This is a genomic window from Azospirillum sp. A29 (assembly GCF_042604625.1).
Classification (GTDB): domain Bacteria; phylum Pseudomonadota; class Alphaproteobacteria; order Azospirillales; family Azospirillaceae; genus Azospirillum; species Azospirillum palustre.
In genome coordinates, this window is the sequence record NZ_CP170466.1 from 165,377 (window position 1) to 185,035 (window position 19,659).

Annotated in this window: 16 protein-coding genes; 12 read left to right on the forward strand and 4 right to left on the reverse strand. The window is 66.8% G+C overall.

The window, feature by feature from the left end; all coding sequences use genetic code 11:
* Nucleotides 1–151: 151 nt before the first annotated feature.
* The 3 genes from ABNQ38_RS15645 (at nt 152) to ABNQ38_RS15655 (ending at nt 3,316) form a co-directional block, all read left to right on the forward strand.
* On the forward strand, nt 152–586 hold the full coding sequence (locus ABNQ38_RS15645; protein WP_098739651.1) for a phasin family protein: 435 nt from the start codon (nt 152–154) through the stop codon (nt 584–586).
* Nucleotides 587–770: 184 nt separating this feature from the next.
* Nucleotides 771–1,106 (forward strand): tRNA-binding protein, encoded by a 336-nt coding sequence (locus tag ABNQ38_RS15650; protein WP_377809207.1) that lies wholly within the window; start codon nt 771–773, stop codon nt 1,104–1,106.
* Nucleotides 1,107–1,369: 263 nt separating this feature from the next.
* Nucleotides 1,370–3,316, forward strand: coding sequence for a methyl-accepting chemotaxis protein (locus ABNQ38_RS15655; protein WP_377809208.1), 1,947 nt, complete (start codon nt 1,370–1,372; stop codon nt 3,314–3,316).
* Nucleotides 3,317–3,413: 97 nt separating this feature from the next.
* Here the strand turns inward: ABNQ38_RS15655 and ABNQ38_RS15660 are convergent, their stop codons facing one another.
* The gene (locus tag ABNQ38_RS15660; protein ID WP_244592786.1) at nt 3,414–4,151 is read right to left on the reverse strand and encodes a LuxR C-terminal-related transcriptional regulator; all 738 of its coding nucleotides are present in this window, start codon (nt 4,149–4,151) and stop codon (nt 3,414–3,416) included.
* A 951-nt stretch (nt 4,152–5,102) separates the two neighbouring features.
* On the opposite strand from ABNQ38_RS15660, the gene ABNQ38_RS15665 reads away from it, so the two are divergent.
* From ABNQ38_RS15665 to ABNQ38_RS15690, 6 genes are all read left to right on the forward strand, one after another.
* Complete coding sequence (locus ABNQ38_RS15665) at nt 5,103–5,744, forward strand: response regulator transcription factor (RefSeq protein ID WP_098739653.1); 642 nt, start codon at nt 5,103–5,105, stop codon at nt 5,742–5,744.
* A 312-nt stretch (nt 5,745–6,056) separates the two neighbouring features.
* Nucleotides 6,057–6,701 carry a tetratricopeptide repeat protein gene (locus ABNQ38_RS15670; RefSeq protein ID WP_377809209.1) on the forward strand — a complete coding sequence of 215 codons (645 nt, stop codon included), beginning with the start codon at nt 6,057–6,059 and terminating at the stop codon, nt 6,699–6,701.
* Between the two features lie 8 nt (nt 6,702–6,709).
* Nucleotides 6,710–8,077: a PQQ-binding-like beta-propeller repeat protein gene (locus tag ABNQ38_RS15675; RefSeq protein WP_377809210.1), complete on the forward strand. Its 1,368-nt coding sequence runs from the start codon at nt 6,710–6,712 to the stop codon at nt 8,075–8,077.
* Nucleotides 8,078–8,118: 41 nt separating this feature from the next.
* Nucleotides 8,119–9,513, forward strand: coding sequence for a ribosome biogenesis GTPase Der (der, locus tag ABNQ38_RS15680; protein WP_377809211.1), 1,395 nt, complete (start codon nt 8,119–8,121; stop codon nt 9,511–9,513).
* A gap of 472 nt (nt 9,514–9,985) precedes the next feature.
* Entirely contained in the window at nt 9,986–11,008 is a 1,023-nt protein-coding gene (locus ABNQ38_RS15685) for a Fe(3+) ABC transporter substrate-binding protein (RefSeq protein WP_377809212.1), read from the forward strand.
* A gap of 1 nt (nt 11,009) precedes the next feature.
* On the forward strand, nt 11,010–12,077 hold the full coding sequence (locus tag ABNQ38_RS15690) for an ABC transporter ATP-binding protein (RefSeq protein ID WP_377809213.1): 1,068 nt from the start codon (nt 11,010–11,012) through the stop codon (nt 12,075–12,077).
* A 21-nt stretch (nt 12,078–12,098) separates the two neighbouring features.
* Here ABNQ38_RS15690 and ABNQ38_RS15695 read toward each other — a convergent pair whose 3' ends face one another.
* Nucleotides 12,099–13,886, reverse strand: a complete 1,788-nt coding sequence (locus ABNQ38_RS15695) for an ABC transporter ATP-binding protein (RefSeq protein WP_377809214.1) — start codon at nt 13,884–13,886, stop codon at nt 12,099–12,101.
* Between the two features lie 177 nt (nt 13,887–14,063).
* Here ABNQ38_RS15695 and ABNQ38_RS15700 point away from each other — a divergent pair, with 177 nt between their 5' ends.
* Nucleotides 14,064–15,101, forward strand: coding sequence for a patatin-like phospholipase family protein (locus ABNQ38_RS15700; protein ID WP_377809215.1), 1,038 nt, complete (start codon nt 14,064–14,066; stop codon nt 15,099–15,101).
* Nucleotides 15,102–15,120: 19 nt separating this feature from the next.
* Here the strand turns inward: ABNQ38_RS15700 and ABNQ38_RS15705 are convergent, their stop codons facing one another.
* Nucleotides 15,121–15,303: a hypothetical protein gene (locus ABNQ38_RS15705; protein WP_085089555.1), complete on the reverse strand. Its 183-nt coding sequence runs from the start codon at nt 15,301–15,303 to the stop codon at nt 15,121–15,123.
* Between the two features lie 170 nt (nt 15,304–15,473).
* On the opposite strand from ABNQ38_RS15705, the gene ABNQ38_RS15710 reads away from it, so the two are divergent.
* Entirely contained in the window at nt 15,474–15,971 is a 498-nt protein-coding gene (locus tag ABNQ38_RS15710) for an RT0821/Lpp0805 family surface protein (protein WP_377809216.1), read from the forward strand.
* Between the two features lie 119 nt (nt 15,972–16,090).
* Nucleotides 16,091–17,980: a potassium/proton antiporter gene (locus ABNQ38_RS15715; protein ID WP_377809217.1), complete on the forward strand. Its 1,890-nt coding sequence runs from the start codon at nt 16,091–16,093 to the stop codon at nt 17,978–17,980.
* Nucleotides 17,981–17,983: 3 nt separating this feature from the next.
* Here the strand turns inward: ABNQ38_RS15715 and ABNQ38_RS15720 are convergent, their stop codons facing one another.
* A complete protein-coding gene (locus tag ABNQ38_RS15720) occupies nt 17,984–19,657 on the reverse strand; it encodes an ABC transporter permease (protein WP_377809218.1) in 1,674 nt (557 codons plus the stop codon).
* Between the last annotated feature and the right edge of the window lie 2 nt (nt 19,658–19,659).

A 19,659-nucleotide genomic window follows, 5' to 3' on the forward strand; every position in this document is an offset into this window, starting at 1 on the left:
AGGGAGTTTTTCCCGCCAAGGTTATGCTGCGGCGCAAAAAAGCGGATTGACTAACTTTTCGGCACTCTGCATAGTCGGCCTCTGTAATGTTGCGACGCAACATGCCCGTATTCAGATGCGGGCAGCAAACACCGATGCTGGGATGAGAAACATGGCCAAGATCAGCGGTAACCCCTTTCTCGAATTCGATCCGTCCAAGCTGATGGGTGACCTGAAGGTTCCGGGTGTGGACGTAGAGTCCATCATCGCCAGCCAGCGTCGCAACATCGAGGCGGTTACCGCCGCCAACCAGCTGGCCTTCGAAGGCTTCCAGGCCATCGTCCGCCGTCAGGCCGAAGTGCTGCGCACCGTCGCCGAAGACGTGAACCGCGCCGTCGGTGAGCTGACGGCTGCCGGCACCCCGGAAGAGAAGGCCGCCAAGCAGGCCGATCTGGTCAAGACTGCCTTCGAGAAGTCGCTGTCGAACATCCGCGAACTGAGCGAGATGATCGCCAAGTCGAACACCGAAGCCGCCGAGATCCTGACCAAGCGCGTCTCGGACAGCCTGGACGAGGTCAAGGCCGCCATCGCCAAGGCGAAGGCCTGATCCTTTCCGGTCAGCCGGATTTCCATGAAGAGGGGTCGCCATCGGCGGCCCCTTTTTCGTTTGCGGCGTCTGTCTCGTTCGGTCCCCACTCTGGTCCGATGGAGGCCGCGTGCGCTTGCCCATTCCGATGCCGACCCTGGCGCGCTACCCTGGCGCGGATCGCCAGAACAGCATCGGACCCGTCATGACCATCAGCTACGACGATTTCGCCAAGGTCGACATCCGCGTCGGCACCGTCCGCGCCGTCGAGGCCTTTCCCGAGGCGCGCAAGCCGGCCTACAAGCTGACCATCGATTTCGGCGGCGAGATCGGCACCAAGCGCAGTTCGGCCCAGATCACCAGCCACTACCGAGCCGATGCCTTGGTCGGCCGGCAGGTGCTGGCGGTGGTGAACTTCCCGCCCAAGCGCATCGGCCCCTTCACCAGCGAGGTCCTGTGCCTTGGCCTGCCCGATGCCGAGGGTGCCGTGGTGCTGGTCGGTCCGGATCACTCGGTGCCGGAGGGTTCCCGGCTGTTCTGAAGTCGTTCCAACAAGTCGTCGTGAAAGATTCAAACATGCTTTATGTTCTGAAATATCGCTTCAGGGATGAAGTGATGCAGGCGCCATAAGGCGACAAGTTGCCGCAGGGGTAATGTGTATTTTAAATGAATGCAATCTAAACCGGATGGCATAGTACGGAGCGAATACGACTTCGCATCTGCAATATGTTTTTCTGGTGGATGGCACTCATGGACGCCCTGCGCTCCTTCGTCGGCCGGCTTTCGATTTCCACGAAAGTCACCATGTTGAATCTTGTCGGCATGCTGGTCCTCAGCACTGCGATCCTGTTCGCCATCGGACAGGTGATCGTCCGCGATCTGGAACGGCAGGCGATCGAGATGCAGCGTCTCAGCATGGACATCGCGTGGTCGTCGTTGCAGGAGCGCGGGGGCCGATTCTCCGTCGCCGACGGGAAGCTGCTGCTGGACGGTGTCGTGATGAACGACAACAATCTGGCGGTCGACAAGATCAAGCGCATCACCGGCGGCACCGCCACCCTGTTCCTGGGCGACCGCCGGATTGCCACCAACGTCACCGCCGCCGACGGCAGCCGTGCCGTCGGCACGACGCTGGCGCAGGGGCCGGCCTACGATTCGGTGCTGCGCCGGGGCGCGCCCTTCCGCGGCATGGTCGAGATCCTGGGCGAGCCCTACTATGCCGCCTATGACCCGATCAAGGATGCATCCGGCAACCCGGTCGGCATCCTCTATGTCGGCATCAAGAAGGCGGAGATGTTCAAGACCTTCGACGACAGCATGCGCTTCGCCACCATGCTGGTGGTGCTGTGCGCTGTCGTGCTGGCGGTTCCGGGCTATCTGGTGTCGCGCCGGCTGCTGCGCCCGCTGAGCCAGCTCAGCCATGTGATGACCGCCCTGTCGTCGGGCGACCTGACCGCCAGGGTGGCGGGCGCCGAGCGTCTGGACGAGATCGGTGCCATGTCGCGCTCCGTCCTCGTCTTCCGTGACGGCATGGCCGAGGCCGAACGCCTGCGTGCCGAACAGGAGCGCCAGCGCGTCGAGGGGGAGGCGCAGAAGCGCAGGGCCCTGCAATCGATGGCCGACACGGTGGAGCTGGAAAGCCGCCATGCGGTGGAGCGGGTCGCCGCCCGAACCCAGGAGATGGACCACAATGCCGGCGCCATGGCGAAATCGGCCGGGCTTGTCGGCGCCAACGCCCAGAATGTCGCTGCCGCGGCGGCCCAGGCGCTCAGCAACGCCCAGGCGGTGTTGTCGGCCGCGGAGCAGCTTTCCGCTTCTATCGAGGAGATCGGCACCCAGGTCGGCCATGCTGTCGGCGTCACGCGTGCGGCTGTCGCCGCCAGCGACCGGACCGAGGCCACCATCGAGTCGCTGTCCTCGGCCGTCGGCCGCATCGGCGATGTGGCGGAACTGATCCAGGGCATTGCCGCTCAGACCAACCTGCTGGCGCTGAACGCTACCATCGAGGCGGCGCGGGCAGGGGAGGCGGGCAAGGGCTTCGCCGTCGTGGCGGGAGAGGTGAAGAACCTCGCCAACCAGACCTCGCGGTCGACCGAGGAGATTTCGCGCCTGATCGCCGAGATCCAGTCGGTCACCGCCCGTAGCGTGGAGGAGGTGCGCGACATCAGCCGCACCATCGGCGAGATCGACGCCATTTCCGGCACGGTCGCCGCCGCGGTGGAGCAGCAGGCGTCAGCAACCCAGGAGATTTCGCGCAACGTCGCCCAGACCGCCGGTGCCGCAACCGATGTGTCGACCCGCATCGACGAGGTGTCGCGCGAGGCCAAGGTGACGGAGGAGCGGGCCGACGTGCTGCGCGCCGGCGCGTCGGAGGTGACCCACAGCATCGACGAGCTGATGCATGTGCTGGTCCGCGCCGTGCGCACGGCGACCGACGATGTCGACCGCCGCAGCCTGCCGCGCTACCGCGTCGAGGCGCCCTGCACCGTGGAGGGGCCGGAGGGCCGTTTGACCGTCCGGCTGCTCGACATTTCTCGCCACGGCGCGGCGCTTGCCGAGGCCGACGCGGTCGGCGCCCGCGGCACCCTGCTGTTCGACAGCCTGGGCGTGGCCATGCCCTTCGAGGCTTTCAACCGGGAGGAGGGGGTGGTGCGCATCCGCTTCCGGCCGTCCGAGATCGACCGGCAGGCCTTCGAAGCCCGCTTCGACCGATTCGAAGAGGCGATGGCCGGACGCCGCCTGACGGCCTGATCCCTGCTGTCCGGATGGGGCCCGGCCGGGGAGCGGTGACGGACCGCGCGGATCCCTGAGGGTTCCGGCGCGGTTCCGATCCCAGTTTCGGGGTTGGTCAGACCCCGGCCCGGCGAACGGCGGCGTGGACGTGTGGCGGGGTCATCCCGGTCCGCGCCTGTTCCAGGGCGCCCTGCTGGCGGGCGGCGAAGACGCCCGCTTCCGTGCGGTTGCGGAAATGCAGCTTGGACAGCACGCTGCGCACCATCGACTTGATGACCGCTTCCGACAGGTCCAGCGCGTTGGCGATGGTCCGGTTGTTCATGCCCTCGCCCAGCAGGCGCAGCGTCTCGAACTCCGGATCGGACAGGCGCGGCAGCAGCGTCAGCCGGATCTCGTCCACGCCCAGGCGGGACAGGAACTGCTTGGGCATCAGGCAATGGCCTTCCAGCCCGAGGTCGAGCAGCTCGTTGATGCGGTCGACGTTCAGATCCTCGAACACCCAGGCGTCGGCGAAGGCCAGGATATGGGCGGCGTCCAGCAACTCGCGGGAAGACAGCACGACGACGATCCGCGAGCGGCGCGACAGCCGCAGATAGACCATCGGTTCATTTTCGCGCAACGCGGTGAACTGCTGCAACCCGATCAGGATCGCATCCGGCGTCAGTGCGCTCTGGGTCAGTTCCCCGATGTCGTGCAGGACCGTGACGCGATGGCGGCCGCCCCGGTCGAGCTGCTGGACCACGTTCTCGGTCAGCGCGTTGTTATCGAGGATCAGGCAGACATGCATGGGAGTCACCGCGTTGCGGGTCTGGTGAGATGCTTTCTCATGGGCGTACTCATGGTGTGTGTGCATGGGTCAGCTCTGTCTGGAGGAGGCATCCACGGCCGGCCCGGCTCAGGGCATTGCCGCCTGCGTCTAAGGGTTGAGGAGGAACCGGCCGGTTGGCCCAGGCACGTCATGGATTGGGTCACGTCGTTGAGGAATATTGCGGGGATGAAAGTATTTCCGTGCGGACCGCAGACTCCCTCCTTGTCGGGGTTCGGAAAGTCCTGTTCGCACCGCGTGATTTAGAAATGATTGGTGCTCTTCGTAAATCAGGCGATGGATGATCAGCCAAGATCGCTTCCCGTCTCCTTGTTGGTCGCCTCAGGTTTCGAAACGGTAACACCTATGGAATGATGTGTGCTGGCCGGGTCACACGGGAATGCGCGTTGGTACAGGCATCCTTCAGGGTTATCCTTTCGGTTTTGCAACGGCTTTTCCCTCCTCTATTGCGTGCTCGAATCGGGATTAGCCGCATCCCTGCCACACGAACGCCGCAAAGATGGCAAGGTTCCAGAAAAATTCCCGTCGCTAATGGAGACACCAGGACTCTTTTTGAATGAACCCGTCCGGATTGAAGGAATCCAATGGATGTGCGCGATAACTCTATTCGCGGGCGCAATAGACTCTATGACCTTAGGCAGAGCCGTTTCTTGCCGGTCGCATGACGAACGGTGCCTCGAAGGAGGGTGGCGGCTTCGAATGACCTATGGCCCTTGTCGGGATACAGAGCCCCTTCCGATCGTGGTATCAGATACTCAACACAGAGAAGAACAGCCCCACAACGGCAGACAGCCTTCCGGCCGATGCCCGAACGGGGCCGCAGCAGAAATCGGCCACCAAGCCGTGCAAGCGGCATGAAATCGGTGACCCGGGTGCCGCGGGGGCGCACCGGGCGAGATTGACAACAAGCCCTGACGGGCGGTCGTCCGCGAAGCGGACGGCACCGGCAAGGGCCGGCGAGCGAGGATGACGGGGACCATGAAGATTCTGATCGGGGACGACCATCTGCTGTTCCGCGAAGGCCTGCGGCGTCTGCTGGAACAACTGCAGGGCGATGCCAGCTTCGTGGAGGCCGGCACCTTCGACGAGGTTCTGGAGCAATGCCGCACCAGCGGTACCTTCGACATCATCCTGATGGATCTGCATATGCCGAACTGGCCGGGCTTCGACGGCCTGCGCGAGATCCAGGCTCTGCAGCCGGGTGTCCCGGTGGTTGTGATCTCCGCGTCGGAAGCGCTGGGCGACATCCGCGGCGCGCTTGATCATGGCGCGACCGGCTACATCCCGAAGTCGAGCAGCGTGAAGGTGATGATGGGCGCCCTGAACCTCGTGTTCTCGGGCGGCATCTACCTGCCGCCGGGCGCCCTGACCGCCAGCATGGACGCCGCCCCGCGCCGCCGGACCGTCGACATGTCCGACCGCAACGCCGGCTACGGCCTGACCCAGCGCCAGCGCGAAGTGCTGGAATGCCTGCGTCTCGGCAAGTCCAACAAGCAGATTGCCTATGAGTTGGGCCTGTCGGAAGGCACGGTGAAGATCCACGTCACCGCCATCTTCAAGTCGCTGGGCGTCAAGAACCGCACCCAGGCCGTCATCGCGGCTGCCGCCATGTCGGCGTGAGCCGTCTGGATTGCGTCGGCGTAAGCCGCACCGAAGCTTTCCAATGAGAATCGACTGATCCGGGGCAGGTCCGGGTCGTGGGACTGGGCTGCGGGGCATGACCTCCGCGGCCCATTTTCTTTTGCCTGCGACCACATCCCCCCACCGCGAAACAGCCTGCCTCTTGACCGGGTGGGTTGCCCGATGCTATCCGCCCCTCTTGATCTTGTGGAATCATCCGTCCGGATTGCCGGCCGGCTGGGTTCCGCCTGACCCGCGCCGCCATCCGGGCCGTGCGCGAAGCCGCCACCGCAAGGACGCCACCGCAGCGCCATGAGCGATATTTTCCGCGAAGTCGACGAGGATCTGCGCCGGGACCGCGCGGAGCACCTGTTCAAGAAGTATGGCGGCGCCATGATCGCCGCGGCCGTCCTGGTCGTCGCCGGCACCGGCGGCTACAGCTTCTGGCGCCATTGGCAGGCACAGAAGAAGCAGGAGCAGACCGCCGCCCTCGTCACCGCCATCTCGCAGAGCGGCCAGGGGCCGGAGAAAGGTGTCGACGCGCTTGCCGCATTCGCCGGCTCCGCCGATCCCAGCCTCGCCGCCATCGCCCAGTTCAACGCCGCGGCGCTGATGATCCGCCAGGGCAAGGGCGCTGACGCCGCGACCGTCTATGACGGGATCGCCGGCAACGCCTCCGTGCCTGCGCAGTACCGCGACCTCGCCACCCTGATGGGGGTGATGCAGCGTGCCGACAGTGGCGACCCGGCGCAGCTGACCGCGAAGCTGCAGCCGTTGACCGCCGACGCCAGCCCTTGGCGCTTCTCGGCGCGCGAGCTGACTGCGATGCTGGCCGCCCGTGCCGGCGACACCGAGAAGGCGCGCACGCTCTACAAGCAACTGGCGGATGACCAGCAGGCGCCGTCGGGCGTGCGCGGCCGTGCCGCCGATCTCGCCTCCCTCTACGGCAAGGGCTGACCCGGGCCATGAAGACCAAGACCGAGAAGACCGCAATGGCCGGTTCGATCCGCCGCGCCGCGCTGCTGTCGGCATCGCTGCTGACCGTCCTGCTCGCCGGCTGCGACACCATCGACAGCTGGATGGGGAAGACGCCCGATCCGCCCCTGCCGGGCAAGCGGGTCGCCGTGCTCCAGCGCGAGCGCAAGGTGGAGCCGGACGCCCAGCTCGCCGCCACCGCCGTCACCGTGCCGCCGCCGGTCGCCAACGCGGCCTGGGCGCAGCCGGGCGGCACGCCGGACCATGTGCTGGGCAACCTCGCCTTGTCGGCAAGCCCGTCCGACGCGTGGCGCGCCGACATCGGCGCCGGGTCCAGCAGCTCGCGGGCGCTGCTCGGCACGCCGGTGATCGCCGACGGCCGCATCTTCGCGATGGATGCCGATTCGCACGTCACCGCGCTGAACGAGCGCAGCGGCCAGTCGCTGTGGCGGTTCGACACCCGTCCGGAGAACGAGCGCGGCGGCGCCACCGGCGGCGGCGTCGCCTATGCCGACGGCCGTATCTACGCCGCCACCGGCTTCGCCGAGGTGCTGGCGTTCGACGCCGGCAGCGGCAAGGTGCTGTGGCGCAAGCGCATCGCCGGCCCGGTCCGCGGTGCGCCGACGGTCGCCGGCGGCCGTGTGCTGGTCATCACGCTGGACAACCAGACCATCGCGCTGTCCACCGACGACGGTGCGGTGCAGTGGTCGCAGCAGGGCATCCTGGAGACCGCCGGCCTGCTCGGCGCCGCCAGCCCGGCCGCGACCGGCACGCTGGTCGTCTCCCCCTATTCCTCGGGTGAGCTGTTCGGCCTGCGTCCGGAAAACGGCCGTGTGGCTTGGCAGGACAGCCTCGCCAACATCCGCCGCAGCGGTGCGCTGAGCAATCTGGCCGACATCCGCGGCCTGCCGGTGGTCGACCGCGGCGCCGTCTATGCCATCGGCCATTCCGGCCGCATGGTCGCCATCGACGAGCGCATCGGCGCCCGCATCTGGGAAACGGAGATCGGCGGCGTCCAGACCCCCTGGCTGGCCGGCGATTACCTGTTCACCGTCACCAACGACCAGGAAGTGGTCGCGGTCGCCCGCCAGAACGGCAAGGTCCGTTGGGTGGCACCGCTCGCCCGCTTCCAGGATCCGGAGGACAGGTCCGGTCCGATCGTTTGGTCCGGCCCGGTGATGGCGGGCAGCCGCCTGTGGGTCGCCGGTTCCAACGGCCAGCTGCTCGGCCTGTCGCCGTCCGACGGCAAGGTCGAGGTGACCCGTTCGCTGCCAACCGGTTCCTACTTGTCTCCGGTCGTTGCCAACAACACTCTCTATGTGCTGTGCGACAACGGAACGCTCGTCGCGTTCCGCTGATCGCGGATTTCCTCCGTCTGTTGTGAAAGGCCTTTGGCCCCATGTCGTTCACCGTGGTCCTCGTCGGTCGGCCGAATGTCGGCAAATCGACCCTCTTCAACCGTCTGGCCGGCAAGAAGCTGGCCCTGGTGGACGATACGCCGGGCGTCACCCGTGACTGGCGCTCGGCCCCGGCCCATGTCGGCGGCCTGTCCTTCACGGTGGTCGATACCGCCGGTCTGGAGGATGTGACCGACGACAGCCTGGAGGCGCGCATGCGCCGCCAGACCGAGCAGGCTCTGGCCCGTGCCGACGTCGCGCTGTTCATCATCGACGCCCGTGCCGGCATCACGCCGCTGGACCGCCATTTCGCCAACCTGCTGCGCCGTGGCAAGACCCCGGTCCTGCTGGTCGCCAACAAGACCGAGGGCAAGGCCAGCCAGCCCGGCATGTTCGAATCCTACGAACTCGGCCTGGGCGACCCGATCCCGTTGTCCGCCGAGCATGGCGAGGGCATGGCCGATCTGGTCGAGGCGTTGCTGCCCTACGCCCCGCCGGAGGACTCCGGCGACACAGAGGACAAGGACGACGGCTTCGACCCCTCCATCCCCATCGGCGACCAGCCGGAGCCGGAGGAGGACCGCAGCAAGCCGATCCAGATCGCCATCGTCGGCCGTCCAAACGTCGGCAAATCGACCCTGCTCAACAGCCTGCTCGGCGAGGAGCGCGTGCTGACCGGCCCCGAGGCCGGCATGACCCGCGATGCCATCGCCGTCGACTGGGAATGGCGCGACCGCCGCTTCAAGCTGGTCGACACCGCCGGCATGCGCCGCCGCGCCCGCGTCGACGAGAAGGTGGAGAAGCTGGCGGTCGCCGACAGCCTGCGCGTCATCCGCATGGCGAATGTCGTGGTGCTGGTCGTCGATGCCGCCGCCATTCTCGACAAGCAGGACCTGACCATCGCTCGTCTGGTGATCTCCGAGGGCCGCGCCCTGGTGATCGCCATCAACAAGTGGGACACGGTGGACGACCGTGCCATGGCGCTGCGCCAGGTCGAGGACAAGCTGGAGGCGACGCTCGGCTACATCAAGGGTGTGAAGGTCGTCACCATCTCGGCGCTGAAGGGTCATAAGCTCGACACGCTGCTGGACGGCGTGCTGGAGACCTACACGGTCTGGAACCGCCGCATCCCGACCGCCCAGCTTAACCGCTGGATCGAAGGCGTTCTGGACCACCATCCGCCGCCTCTGGTGGAGGGCCGCCGGGTGAAGATCCGCTACGTTACCCAGGTGAAGACCCGTCCGCCGACCTTCGCGCTCTTCGTCAACAAGCCGCTGGACCTGCCGGAAAGCTACCAGCGTTACCTGACGACGCATCTGCGCGAGAGCTTCGACATGCCCGGCGTGCCGGTGCGCCTGCTTCTGCGCAAGGGCAAGAATCCGTACGCGGACGATTGATCCCGATGTCCCTCTTCCCGATGGGAAGGGGGCTAGGACGAGCACCGGTAATGTTGTGGAGCGCGATCTGAAACGATCACGCTCCACATAAAACTTTGCGCTGACCTGCGCCCACTTGTCGGGCGGCTTTACATATTGTCGATGGGAAGCGTCGCCCGCTGATTGGGCAGGCGCCGATATCCGCCCAGTCCCGGCGTCCCAAGGGCGATTGTCCGTCGGTCCGCTCCTGAAATTTGGACGCCACCGCCTCAGTCGCCCGATCCAGACCCTTCCTTGCGGTTTCCGGGATTGTCCGGTGCCTCACCATAGATCATCGGACCGACCGATTTGAGAGCGGCCCTATGTGACGGGCAGGCTCGCACCGCGCCGTGCGATCGACGCTCCCCAGGATAAATCCCGTCTCGACAGCGAAGCCTGCAACTGATATCCATTCTCATGAAATTGAGAGCCATTCGCAGTCCGGGAGTGATGGATGTTCATCGATAAGATCGCTGGGGTCGCTTTTGCTGTCGGTGCCTTGACCGCCTTTTCCGTCCAGGCACAGGAAGTCAATGTCTACAATTCCAGGCATTACAATACCGACCGTGCGATCTATGAAACCTTCACGAAGTCGACCGGTATCAAGGTCAACATTATTGAAGGCAACCATGATGAGCTGATCCAGCGCATGAAGTCGGAAGGCGCCAGCAGCCCGGCCGATCTGTTCATCACCGTCGATGCCGGTCGTCTGGCCGCTGCCGCCAAGGAAGGGCTGCTCGCCTCCGTCACCTCGCCGCAGCTCGATGCGATCAAGGTCCCGGCCAACCTGCGCGACCCGAACGGCGCTTGGTGGGGCCTGTCCAGCCGTGCCCGCATCGTCGTCTATGCCCGTGACCGGGTGAAACCGGAGCAGATCAAGGATTACGAGGACCTCGCCAAGCCGGAGTGGAAGCATCGCGTGCTGACCCGCAGCGGCACCCATCCTTACAGCCTCGCCCTGACCGCCTCGATGATCGAAGCGTTGGGCGAGGAGAAGACGGAGGAGTGGGTCAAGGGCCTCGTCGCCAATCTCGCCCGTCCGCCGCAGGGCGGCGATACCGACCAGATCAAGGCGGTCGCGGTCGGCGAAGGCGATCTGGCCATTGCCAACACCTATTATGTCGGCAAGATGATCACCTCGGCCAAGCAGGAGGACCGTGAGGTCGCGTCCAGGATCGGCGTGATCTTCCCCAACCAGGGCAACCGTGGCACCCATGTGAACCTGAGCGGCGCCGGCGTGGTGAAGACCTCCAAGAACCAGGATAACGCCCGCAAGCTGCTGGAATATCTGCTGAGCCCGGAGGCGCAGCGCCAGTTCGCCGACGGCAACATGGAATATCCGGTCAACCCCGCGGTTCAGCCGCATCCGGAACTGGTGAAACTCGGCAGCTTCAAGGCGGCCGAGGTGAACGCCGCCTCCTTCGCCGCCCACACGCCGCAGGCACTGCGCATCATGGACCGTGCCGGCTGGAAGTAAGATGACAGAAGCCCTTTCCCCGTCGGTCGTCCTCTCCGGCATCACCCACCGCTACGGTCGCGCCGACAGCGGCGTGACGGCGGTCGACGGCGTATCGCTGTCGGTTGCCCCGCGCGAGGTGGTGTGCATCGTCGGCCCGTCCGGTTGCGGCAAGTCGACCTTGCTGCGCCTGATCAGTGGACTTGAGGCGGTTCAGAAGGGCGAGATCGCGGTGGACGGGCAGGTGCTCGCCACCGCGGGCCGGTCGCTGCCGCCGGAAAAGCGGCCGGTCGGCATGATGTTCCAGGACTTTGCGCTGTTCCCGCACCTGACGGTGGCGGGCAATATCGCCTTCGGCCAGATCGACCGTCCGCGCGCCGAACGCCGGCGCCGGGTGGACGAGTTGCTGGAGACGATGGCGCTGACCCGCTATGCCGACTCCTACCCGCACACCCTGTCGGGCGGTCAGCAGCAGCGGGTGGCGCTGGCCCGCGCCATGGCGCGCGACCCCAAGGTCCTGCTGCTGGACGAGCCGTTCTCTGCACTGGACGAGCAGCTCCGCCGTTCGGTGCGGGAGGAGGTGGTGCGGATCATCCGCGCCAGCGGCATCGCCACCGTCGTCGTCACCCACGACCCGGAAGAGGCGATGGAGATGGGCAACCGCGTGGTGGTGCTGGAGGCCGGGCGCATCGTCCAGGCCGACACGCCGGTGACGCTCTATCAGCGCCCGGCCAACAGCTTCGTCGCCCGTCTGTTCGGCGAGGTGAACCGGTTCGAAGCGACGGTGCGCGACGGGCAGATCGTCACGCCGCTCGGCCGGATCATGGCCCCCGGCCTGCCGGGCGGAACGAAGGTCGAGGTCGCCTGCCGGGTCGAGGATCTCGAACTGCTCCCGCCGGGCACCCGGCCCGATGCAGTCCCCGTGCGGGTGCGCCACTCCAGCTTCCTTGGGCCGGCGACGCGGGTGTGCCTGGATTTGGCCGGCTCGGAGGTCCATGCGCGCCTGCCCGGCCATGTGGACGTTCGTGTCGGCGAAGAGCTGTCCGCCGCGATGGCGGCCGAACGCGCGATGGTATTCCCGGCAGAGTGAGTGAGCGGTGGGCGGGAGGCCTCAGGCCCCCGCCCGCACCTCGTCTTCGCCGAATTGCAGCCGGCACAGCCGGGCATAGGCCCCGTCGGCGGCCAGAAGCGCGTCGTGCGGGCCCTGTTCGATGATGCGCCCGCCTTCCATCACCACAATCCGGTCGGCATTGCGCACCGTCGCCAGACGGTGGGCGATCACCAGCGTGGTGCGACCCGCCGTCAGCCGTTCCAGGGCGGCCTGCACCAGACGTTCCGATTCGCTGTCCAACGCGCTGGTCGCCTCGTCCAGCAGCAGGATCGGCGCGTCCTTCAGGAAGGCGCGGGCCAGCGCCAGACGCTGGCGCTCGCCGCCCGACAGCTTCACGCCGCGGTCGCCGATCACCGTGTCGTAGCCCTCGGGCAGCTTCGACACGAAGTCGTGCGCGGCGGCCGCCCTAGCGGCGGCGATCACGTCGTCCATCCCGGCATCGAGCCGGCCGAAGCAGATGTTCGCCCGCACGGTATCGTTGAACAGCACGGTGTCCTGGCTGACGATGGACACGGCACCGCGCAGGCTGCGCAGGGTGGCGCCGCGGACATCCTGGCCGTCGATCAGCACCTCGCCCCCCGTCACGTCGTAGAGGCGGGGGATCAGGTTGAAGACCGTCGATTTGCCGGCGCCGCTGCGCCCGACCAGCGCCACCGTGCTGCCGGCCGGCACGTCAAGGTCGATGCCCTTCAGCGTGTCGGCCCCGGCCTCATAGGAGAAGCGGACGCCGCGCAGCGCGACGGCACCCGTCGAGACGGAGAGCGGTTTGGCGCCCGGCTGCTCGACGATGATCGGCTGCTGGTCCAGCAGTTCGAAGATGCGCTGGGCGGCGGCAAGCCCTTCCTGCAAGGCGGCGTTCAGCGTGCCGATGGCGCGCACCGGCTGAGCCGCCATCAGCAGCGCGCCGACGAAGCCGGAGAAGGCCCCGACCGACCCTTCGCCCATCGTCATGCGATAGCCGGCGAAGGCGATCACGCCAGCAACCGCGACGCCGCCCAGCACCTCCATCATCGGGTCGATGCGCGACCGGGCGCGCACCGCCTTCATCGTCAGCAGGTAGTTCTCGTGGAAGGCGCGGCCGGCGCGGGCGCGCTCATAGTCTTCGAGGTTGTAGGTCTTGACCATGCGCGCGCCCGACAGGCTTTCGGTCAGCAGCGAGGTCATGTCGCCCATCTGCGCCTGGGTATCGCGGGAGACGCGGCGCAGACGCTTGCCGATCCGCACGATGGGAACGGCGGCGATGGGATAGATGATGAAGACGATCAGCGACAGCAGCCAGTCTAGATAGAACATCGACCCGACCAGCGCGATCACCGTCAGGATGTCGCGCACCAGCCCGGTCAACGTCCGGGTCAGCGCGTTGCGGATCAGATCGACATCGTTGATGAAGCGCGAGGTCAGCGACCCGGTGGGGGTGGCGTGAAGCTGCGCCATGTCGGCAGTTTGCAGGTGCGTGAACATCGCCAGCCGGACATCGGCGATGATGCGCTGGACGATGTCGCTGGTCACCACCGTCTGGGAATAAAGCGACACGCCCTTGATGATCGTCACCGCCACGATGGCGAGCGGGATCGCCAGCAGCATACCGCGGTCCTGGGCGGAGAACATGGCATAGGACCGGTCGATCAGCAGCGGATAGGCGCCGGTGGTCGCCGCCACCACCGCCATCAGCACGAAGGACATCAGCAGCTTGCCGCGATAGGGACGCACCCATTCGCGCCACATCCGGGCCGCCAGCCGTTCGGTCGCCGCATCCAGGCGCAGGGGCTTGCCGCTCTTGTTCGTCACGGTCGCATCCGATCATCTTGTCCGATGGGGATGGCTTAGCCCATGGGCTTCGGCTTTGTCCACCGGTCGACGCGGCGGCGCCGGTGCTGGTTACAGGCTTCCTTTACCGATTCCGTACGAGGATGCTGACGATCAGGGCGGCGAACATCGGTGCCGCCGGGGACGGGGGGAAGGCCAATGCCGAATGGAACCAGCCTGAATGGCGGCATCAATGGCGTTAACAATGGCGGAAACAATGGCGGCGGGAGCGCACGGCGTCCGCGCATCGGTCTTGCGCTGGGCGGCGGCGTGGCACGCGGCTGGGCGCATATCGGGGTGCTGCGGGCGCTGAAGCGCTATGGCATCGAGGCCGACATCGTCTGCGGCTCCTCGGTCGGGGCGCTCGTGGGCGGCGTCCATCTCGCAGGAAAGCTCGACACGCTGGAAGAATGGGTGCGCTCGCTGACCCGGATGAAGATCGTCGGCTATCTGGATCTGCGGCTGCGCCAGGGCGGCGGACTGATCAGCGGCGACCGGCTGCTGGCTGAACTGCGCCTGCATCTGGGCGACGTGCGGATCGAGGAACTGCCGTGCCCCTATGCCGCCGTCACCACCGATCTGGTGACCGGCCACGAGGTGTGGCTGCAACGCGGCGAACTGGTCGACGCCATGCGGGCGTCCTTCTCGCTGCCGGGGGTGTTCCCACCGGCGTCCATCGACGGGCGCTGGATGATCGACGGCGCGCTGGTTAACCCGGTGCCGGTGTCGGCCTGCCGGGCGCTGGGCGCACAGATGGTGATCGCCGTCAATCTGGCCGGCGATATTCTGGGCAAGGCGCGCAAGCCCGGGTCGAGCGTGCCGACCGCCGCAGGATTCGACCTGTTGCGGCTGGTCGAGGACGAGACGCCGGGCCATCGCGCGCCGAGCGGCATCGGCGCCCTGACGCGTCGGATCTTCCGCCGCGACTATGAGGGGCCGAGCCTGTTCGGCGTGATGGTCTCGTCGCTCAGCATCGTCACCGACCGGATAACCCGGTCACGGCTGGCCGGCGATCCGCCGGATGTGCACATTGTGCCGCGGCTGGGTCACATCGGGCTGACCGAGTTCGACCGGGCCGACGATTGCATCCGTGAGGGCGAACTGGCGGTGGAGCGCGTCCTGCCGGAACTGCACGACGCGCTCGCCGTCTTCGCCACCGGTCCGCGCGAATCGACGCGCGCACCGGTGCGTGACTGAGGCCTTTGGGCGGCCGGTCTTAGTGATCGATGGCGGTGCCCAGCGCCGCACCGCCCAGACCGCCGATCACGGCGCCGCGGGTACCGTCCACGGCGTATCCGCCGGCCGCACCGGCCGCACCGCCGACCACGCCGCCAGTCGAGCAGGCGGTGACGGAAAGGAGCGCGAACACCGCACCGATCAGACGCAAACGGGACATCATACTACCCTCCACGTGTTGACTGTTCGGTCTCTAAACACGTGAAAACGCATTTTGCTTCCATCGCTCCCTGATCTTTTGGTCCTGCTTCTTTGGGGGAACTTCTTCTCTCCATAAGCGTTGACCGGACTTTAACCGTGAAACGTTGATGCGGGGGAACCACCATGCGGACCATGACCAACAGGTTGCGCGTCACGGCCATCGCCGCGGTTGCGGCTCTATCGCTCGGCGCCTGCCAAGCCGGAAACAGCAGCGGCGGCGGCATCGGCGGGATGAACACGTCGGAGACCGTCGGCACGTTGGGCGGCGCCGTCGCCGGCGGCCTGCTCGGCTCGCGCTTCGGTGGAGGCGCGGGCAAGCTGGCGACGACGGCCATCGGTACGCTGGTCGGCGCTTATGCCGGCCAGCAGCTGGCCCGGCACTTCAGTCCCGCCGACCAGAACCGCGCGTCGGACGCGGAGGAGCGCGCGGTCGCCAACAACCAGACCATCACCTGGAACAACCCGCAGTCCGGCAACAGCGGCACCATTCAGCCGGTGAGGACCTATCAGGGCACCGACGGCCAGACCTGCCGCGACTACAACCATACGGTCGTGATCGACGGCAGGACCGAGGTGGCGCGTGGCACCGCTTGCCGTCAAGCTGACGGAAGCTGGAAGCTGGTATCGTAAGCGTACAGCCTATCCGAATGACCGCCTCCGGGTCCTACTCCTTGCGGATGTGGGGAGTTGCCGTCAAAATCAAGGAGTTCCGCCAGATGGCGGCCCGATAAGAACGGCGCGCGGGGCTTATGGAGGCGGTCAGCTACATCATCCTCATCGGATCGACCCTGCTGATCGTCAGCGTGCTGACCAGCTACCTCGCTTTGCGGGTCGGTGCGCCGCTGCTGCTGATCTTCCTCGGCATCGGCCTGCTGGCCGGCGAGGACGGGATCGGCCACATCTCCTTCAACGATGCCGGCTCCGCCTTCCTGATCGGATCGATGGCGCTGGCCGTGATCCTCTTCGAAAGCGGGTTCGACACCAAGCTCGCCAGCTACAAGGCCGCAGCCTGGCCGGCGATGACGCTGGCGACGGTCGGGGTGGCGGTCACCACCGGCGTGGTGGGCATCGCCGCCCATTACCTGATGGGGCTGGCCTGGGGAGAGGCGCTGCTGGTCGGGGCGGCGTGCAGCTCCACCGACGCGGCGGCGGTCTTCTTCCTGCTGCGCGTCGGCGGCATCACGCTCCGCGACCGCGTCCGCTCCACTCTGGAAATCGAATCGGGCAGCAACGACCCGGTCGCCATCATGGTGACCATCCTGCTGGTGGAGGCGGCGACCCACGGTCTGGCGTCCCCCATTGCCATTGTCGGCGAACTGGTGCTGGCTTTTTCGCTGGGCGGGGTGATGGGGCTGGCCGGCGGCTGGCTGCTGGTGACCTTCATCAACAAGGCGAATTTCGAAGCCGGCTTGAACCCGGTAGTGACGCTGACCTTCGCCCTGTTCATCTTCGCCGTCACCAACGTCATGGGCGGCAGCGGCTATCTCGCCGTCTATGCCGCCGGGCTCTATGCCGGCAACGTCAAGCTGCGCGGGGCGCTGGAACTGCGGCGCTTCCATGCCGGGCTGACCTGGCTCAGCCAGATCGTCATGTTCGTGATGCTGGGGCTGCTCGCGACGCCGCGGGAATTCGCCGGGATGATCCTGCCGGCGCTGGGTGTGGCCTTCGTCCTGATCGTCGTCGCCCGCCCCGCCGCGGTGTGGATGTGCCTGCTGCCCTTCAGCTTCTCGGTGCGGGAAACCAGCTTCATCGCCTGGGTGGGCTTGCGCGGTGCGGTGTCGCTCCTGCTGGCGCTGGTGCCGGTACTGGGCGGGCTGGAGAACGGACAGCTGATCTTCAACACCGCCTTCATCGTCGTGGTGGTGTCGCTGCTGGTGCAGGGCTGGACCATCGGCACGATGGCGCGGGCGCTGGAACTGATCGTGCCGCCGCGCCGCGGCCCGGTCGAGCGCGTGGAGCTGGAGCTTCCCGGCAATGCCGACCAGGAACTGGTCGCCTACACCGTCCATGCCAAGAGCCCGGCGGCCAGGGGTCAGCGCATGCCGCGCTGGGCCAAGCCGTCGTTGGTTATCCGCTCGGGTGCCGTGGTGCCGCTGCACAAGGCGAAGCCGTTGCAGCCCGGCGACCATGTGTATCTGTTCACGCCGCAGCACCGGCTGACTCTGATCGACAGACTCTATGGCGGCAGCCGGGCGCTCGACCAGAACGACCGGGAGTTCTACGGCGATCTGGTGCTGAGCCCGGACGCGACGGTGGAGCAGATCGCCGAGATGTATGGGCTGCCGCTGTCGATGTCGAACGCCCGGCTGACGCTGAGCGACCTGCTGCGCAATGAGTTCGGTGGCTCCTGCGAGCTGGGCGACCGGGTGCGCATGGGCGGCGTCGAACTGATTGTGCGCGATATGGAGGACAGCATCATCACCTCCGTCGGCTTGGCGTTGGAGCCGGCCCGCGTGACCAGCCGGCGCCGGCCGCTCTATCAGCGGCTTGCCGACATCGGCGGGCGGCTGGGCGGCTGGTGGAACGAGCAGTCCTTCCGCCGCTGGAAGGAACGCGAAAAGCAGCGGGCGTGCCGGACGGGCGTGCCGGCGGCGGAGCTTCGGCACGAAGAGCGGGTGGAAAGCCGCACTGAAGTCTGACGGTCAGTCGCGGTGCCCCGGCCGCGAGGCCGCGATGGTGCGGCTGAGATAGATGACGGGGGCGAGACCGACCAGAACGATCACCAGGGCGGGCAGGGCGGCATCGTCCAGCCGCTCGGTGGAAGCCATGCGGAAGGCCTCGATCGCCAGGGTGTCGAAGTTGAAGGGCCGCAGGATCATCGTCGCCGGCAACTCCTTCGTGATGTCGACGAAGACCAGCATGGCAGCACTGAGCAGGCTGGGGCGCAGCAGCGGCAGATGGACCCGGCGCAGCACCTGCAACGGCGTGTGGCCGAGGGAGCGTGCCGCCCCTTCCAGATTCGGGCCGATCTTGGCGAAGCCCGACTCCAGCGGCCCATAGGCGACGACGAAGAAGCGGATCAGGTAGCCGTAAAGGATGCCGGCGATGGTGGTGCCGAGGATCGCGCCCATCGGCCAGCCGGTCCAGTCGCGCGTCAGTCCGACTGTGATGAGGATGCCGACGGCGATCACCGTGCCCGGCGTGGCATAGCCGAGCGAGGCGAGCCGTGCCGCCCCGGTGGCGAAGCCGCTGCGGTCATGACGCACGCCATGGATCACCATCAGCGCCACCGCGACGACCAGCACCGCGCCACTGGCGCCCAGGATGAAGGTGTTCACCGTCAGGTCGGTGAATCGGGCGAGCGTCAGCTCGGTGCCGCCGCGCAGGATCATGCGGATCAGCACGGCGCCGGGCAGCAGGAAGCCGAACAGCACCGGCGTCAGGCAGACGATCCAGGCAATCACTGTGCCGCGGGCCGACAGGCGCGGGGCAGGCAGGGCGCGGTAGCGGCCGGTGGTCTGGTGGAAGCGCATCTTTCCGCGCGACAGCCGCTCCAGCCCGACCAGCGCCAGCACCACCAGCAGCAGGACGGCGGCAAGCTGTGCCGCCGCCGCCGGATCGCCCAACGCGAACCAAGTGCGGTAGATGCCGACGGTGAAGGTGTCGATGCCGAAATAACGCACCGCACCGAAGTCGGCCAGCGTCTCCATCAGCGCATAGCCGACGCCGGCCACCAGCGCCGGACGGGCGAGCGGCAGTGCCACGCGGCGGAAGGCGCCGAAGGCGGAGCATCCCAGCGTACGGCTGGCCTCCAGCACGCAGACCGACTGTTCCAGGAAGGCGGCGCGGGTCAGCACATAGACGTATGGGTACAGCACCGACGACAGCACCAGCCCGGCGCCCCAGGCGGTGTGGATGTCCGGGAACCAATAGTCGCCGCGCCGCCAGCCGAAGGTGGCGCGCAGGAAGGACTGCAGGGGGCCGGCGAATTGCAGGAAATCGGTGTATGTGTAGGCCAGCACATAGGCCGGCATGGCCAGCGGCAGCAGCAGCAGCCATTGCAGGATCCCGCGTCCGCGGAAGTCGTGCATGGTGACTGTCCAGGCGCAGGCGACGCCGTTCACCAGCGTGACGATTCCGACGATGCCCAGCAGGATCACCGTGTTGAGGATATAGCCGGGAAGCACAGTCCGCGCCATGTGTCCCCACAGATCGGTGGAGACGCCGACGGACTGGACGAAGACGGCAAGGATCGGCAGGGCGATCAGCAGCGCGAGGATCAGGGCGAACAGCCCGGTCGGGCCGATTCGGGCCCACAGCTGGCGGGGAGAGAAGGACGGGGAGCCGGGGGACTTCGCGTCGGTCGCCATCGCCATGC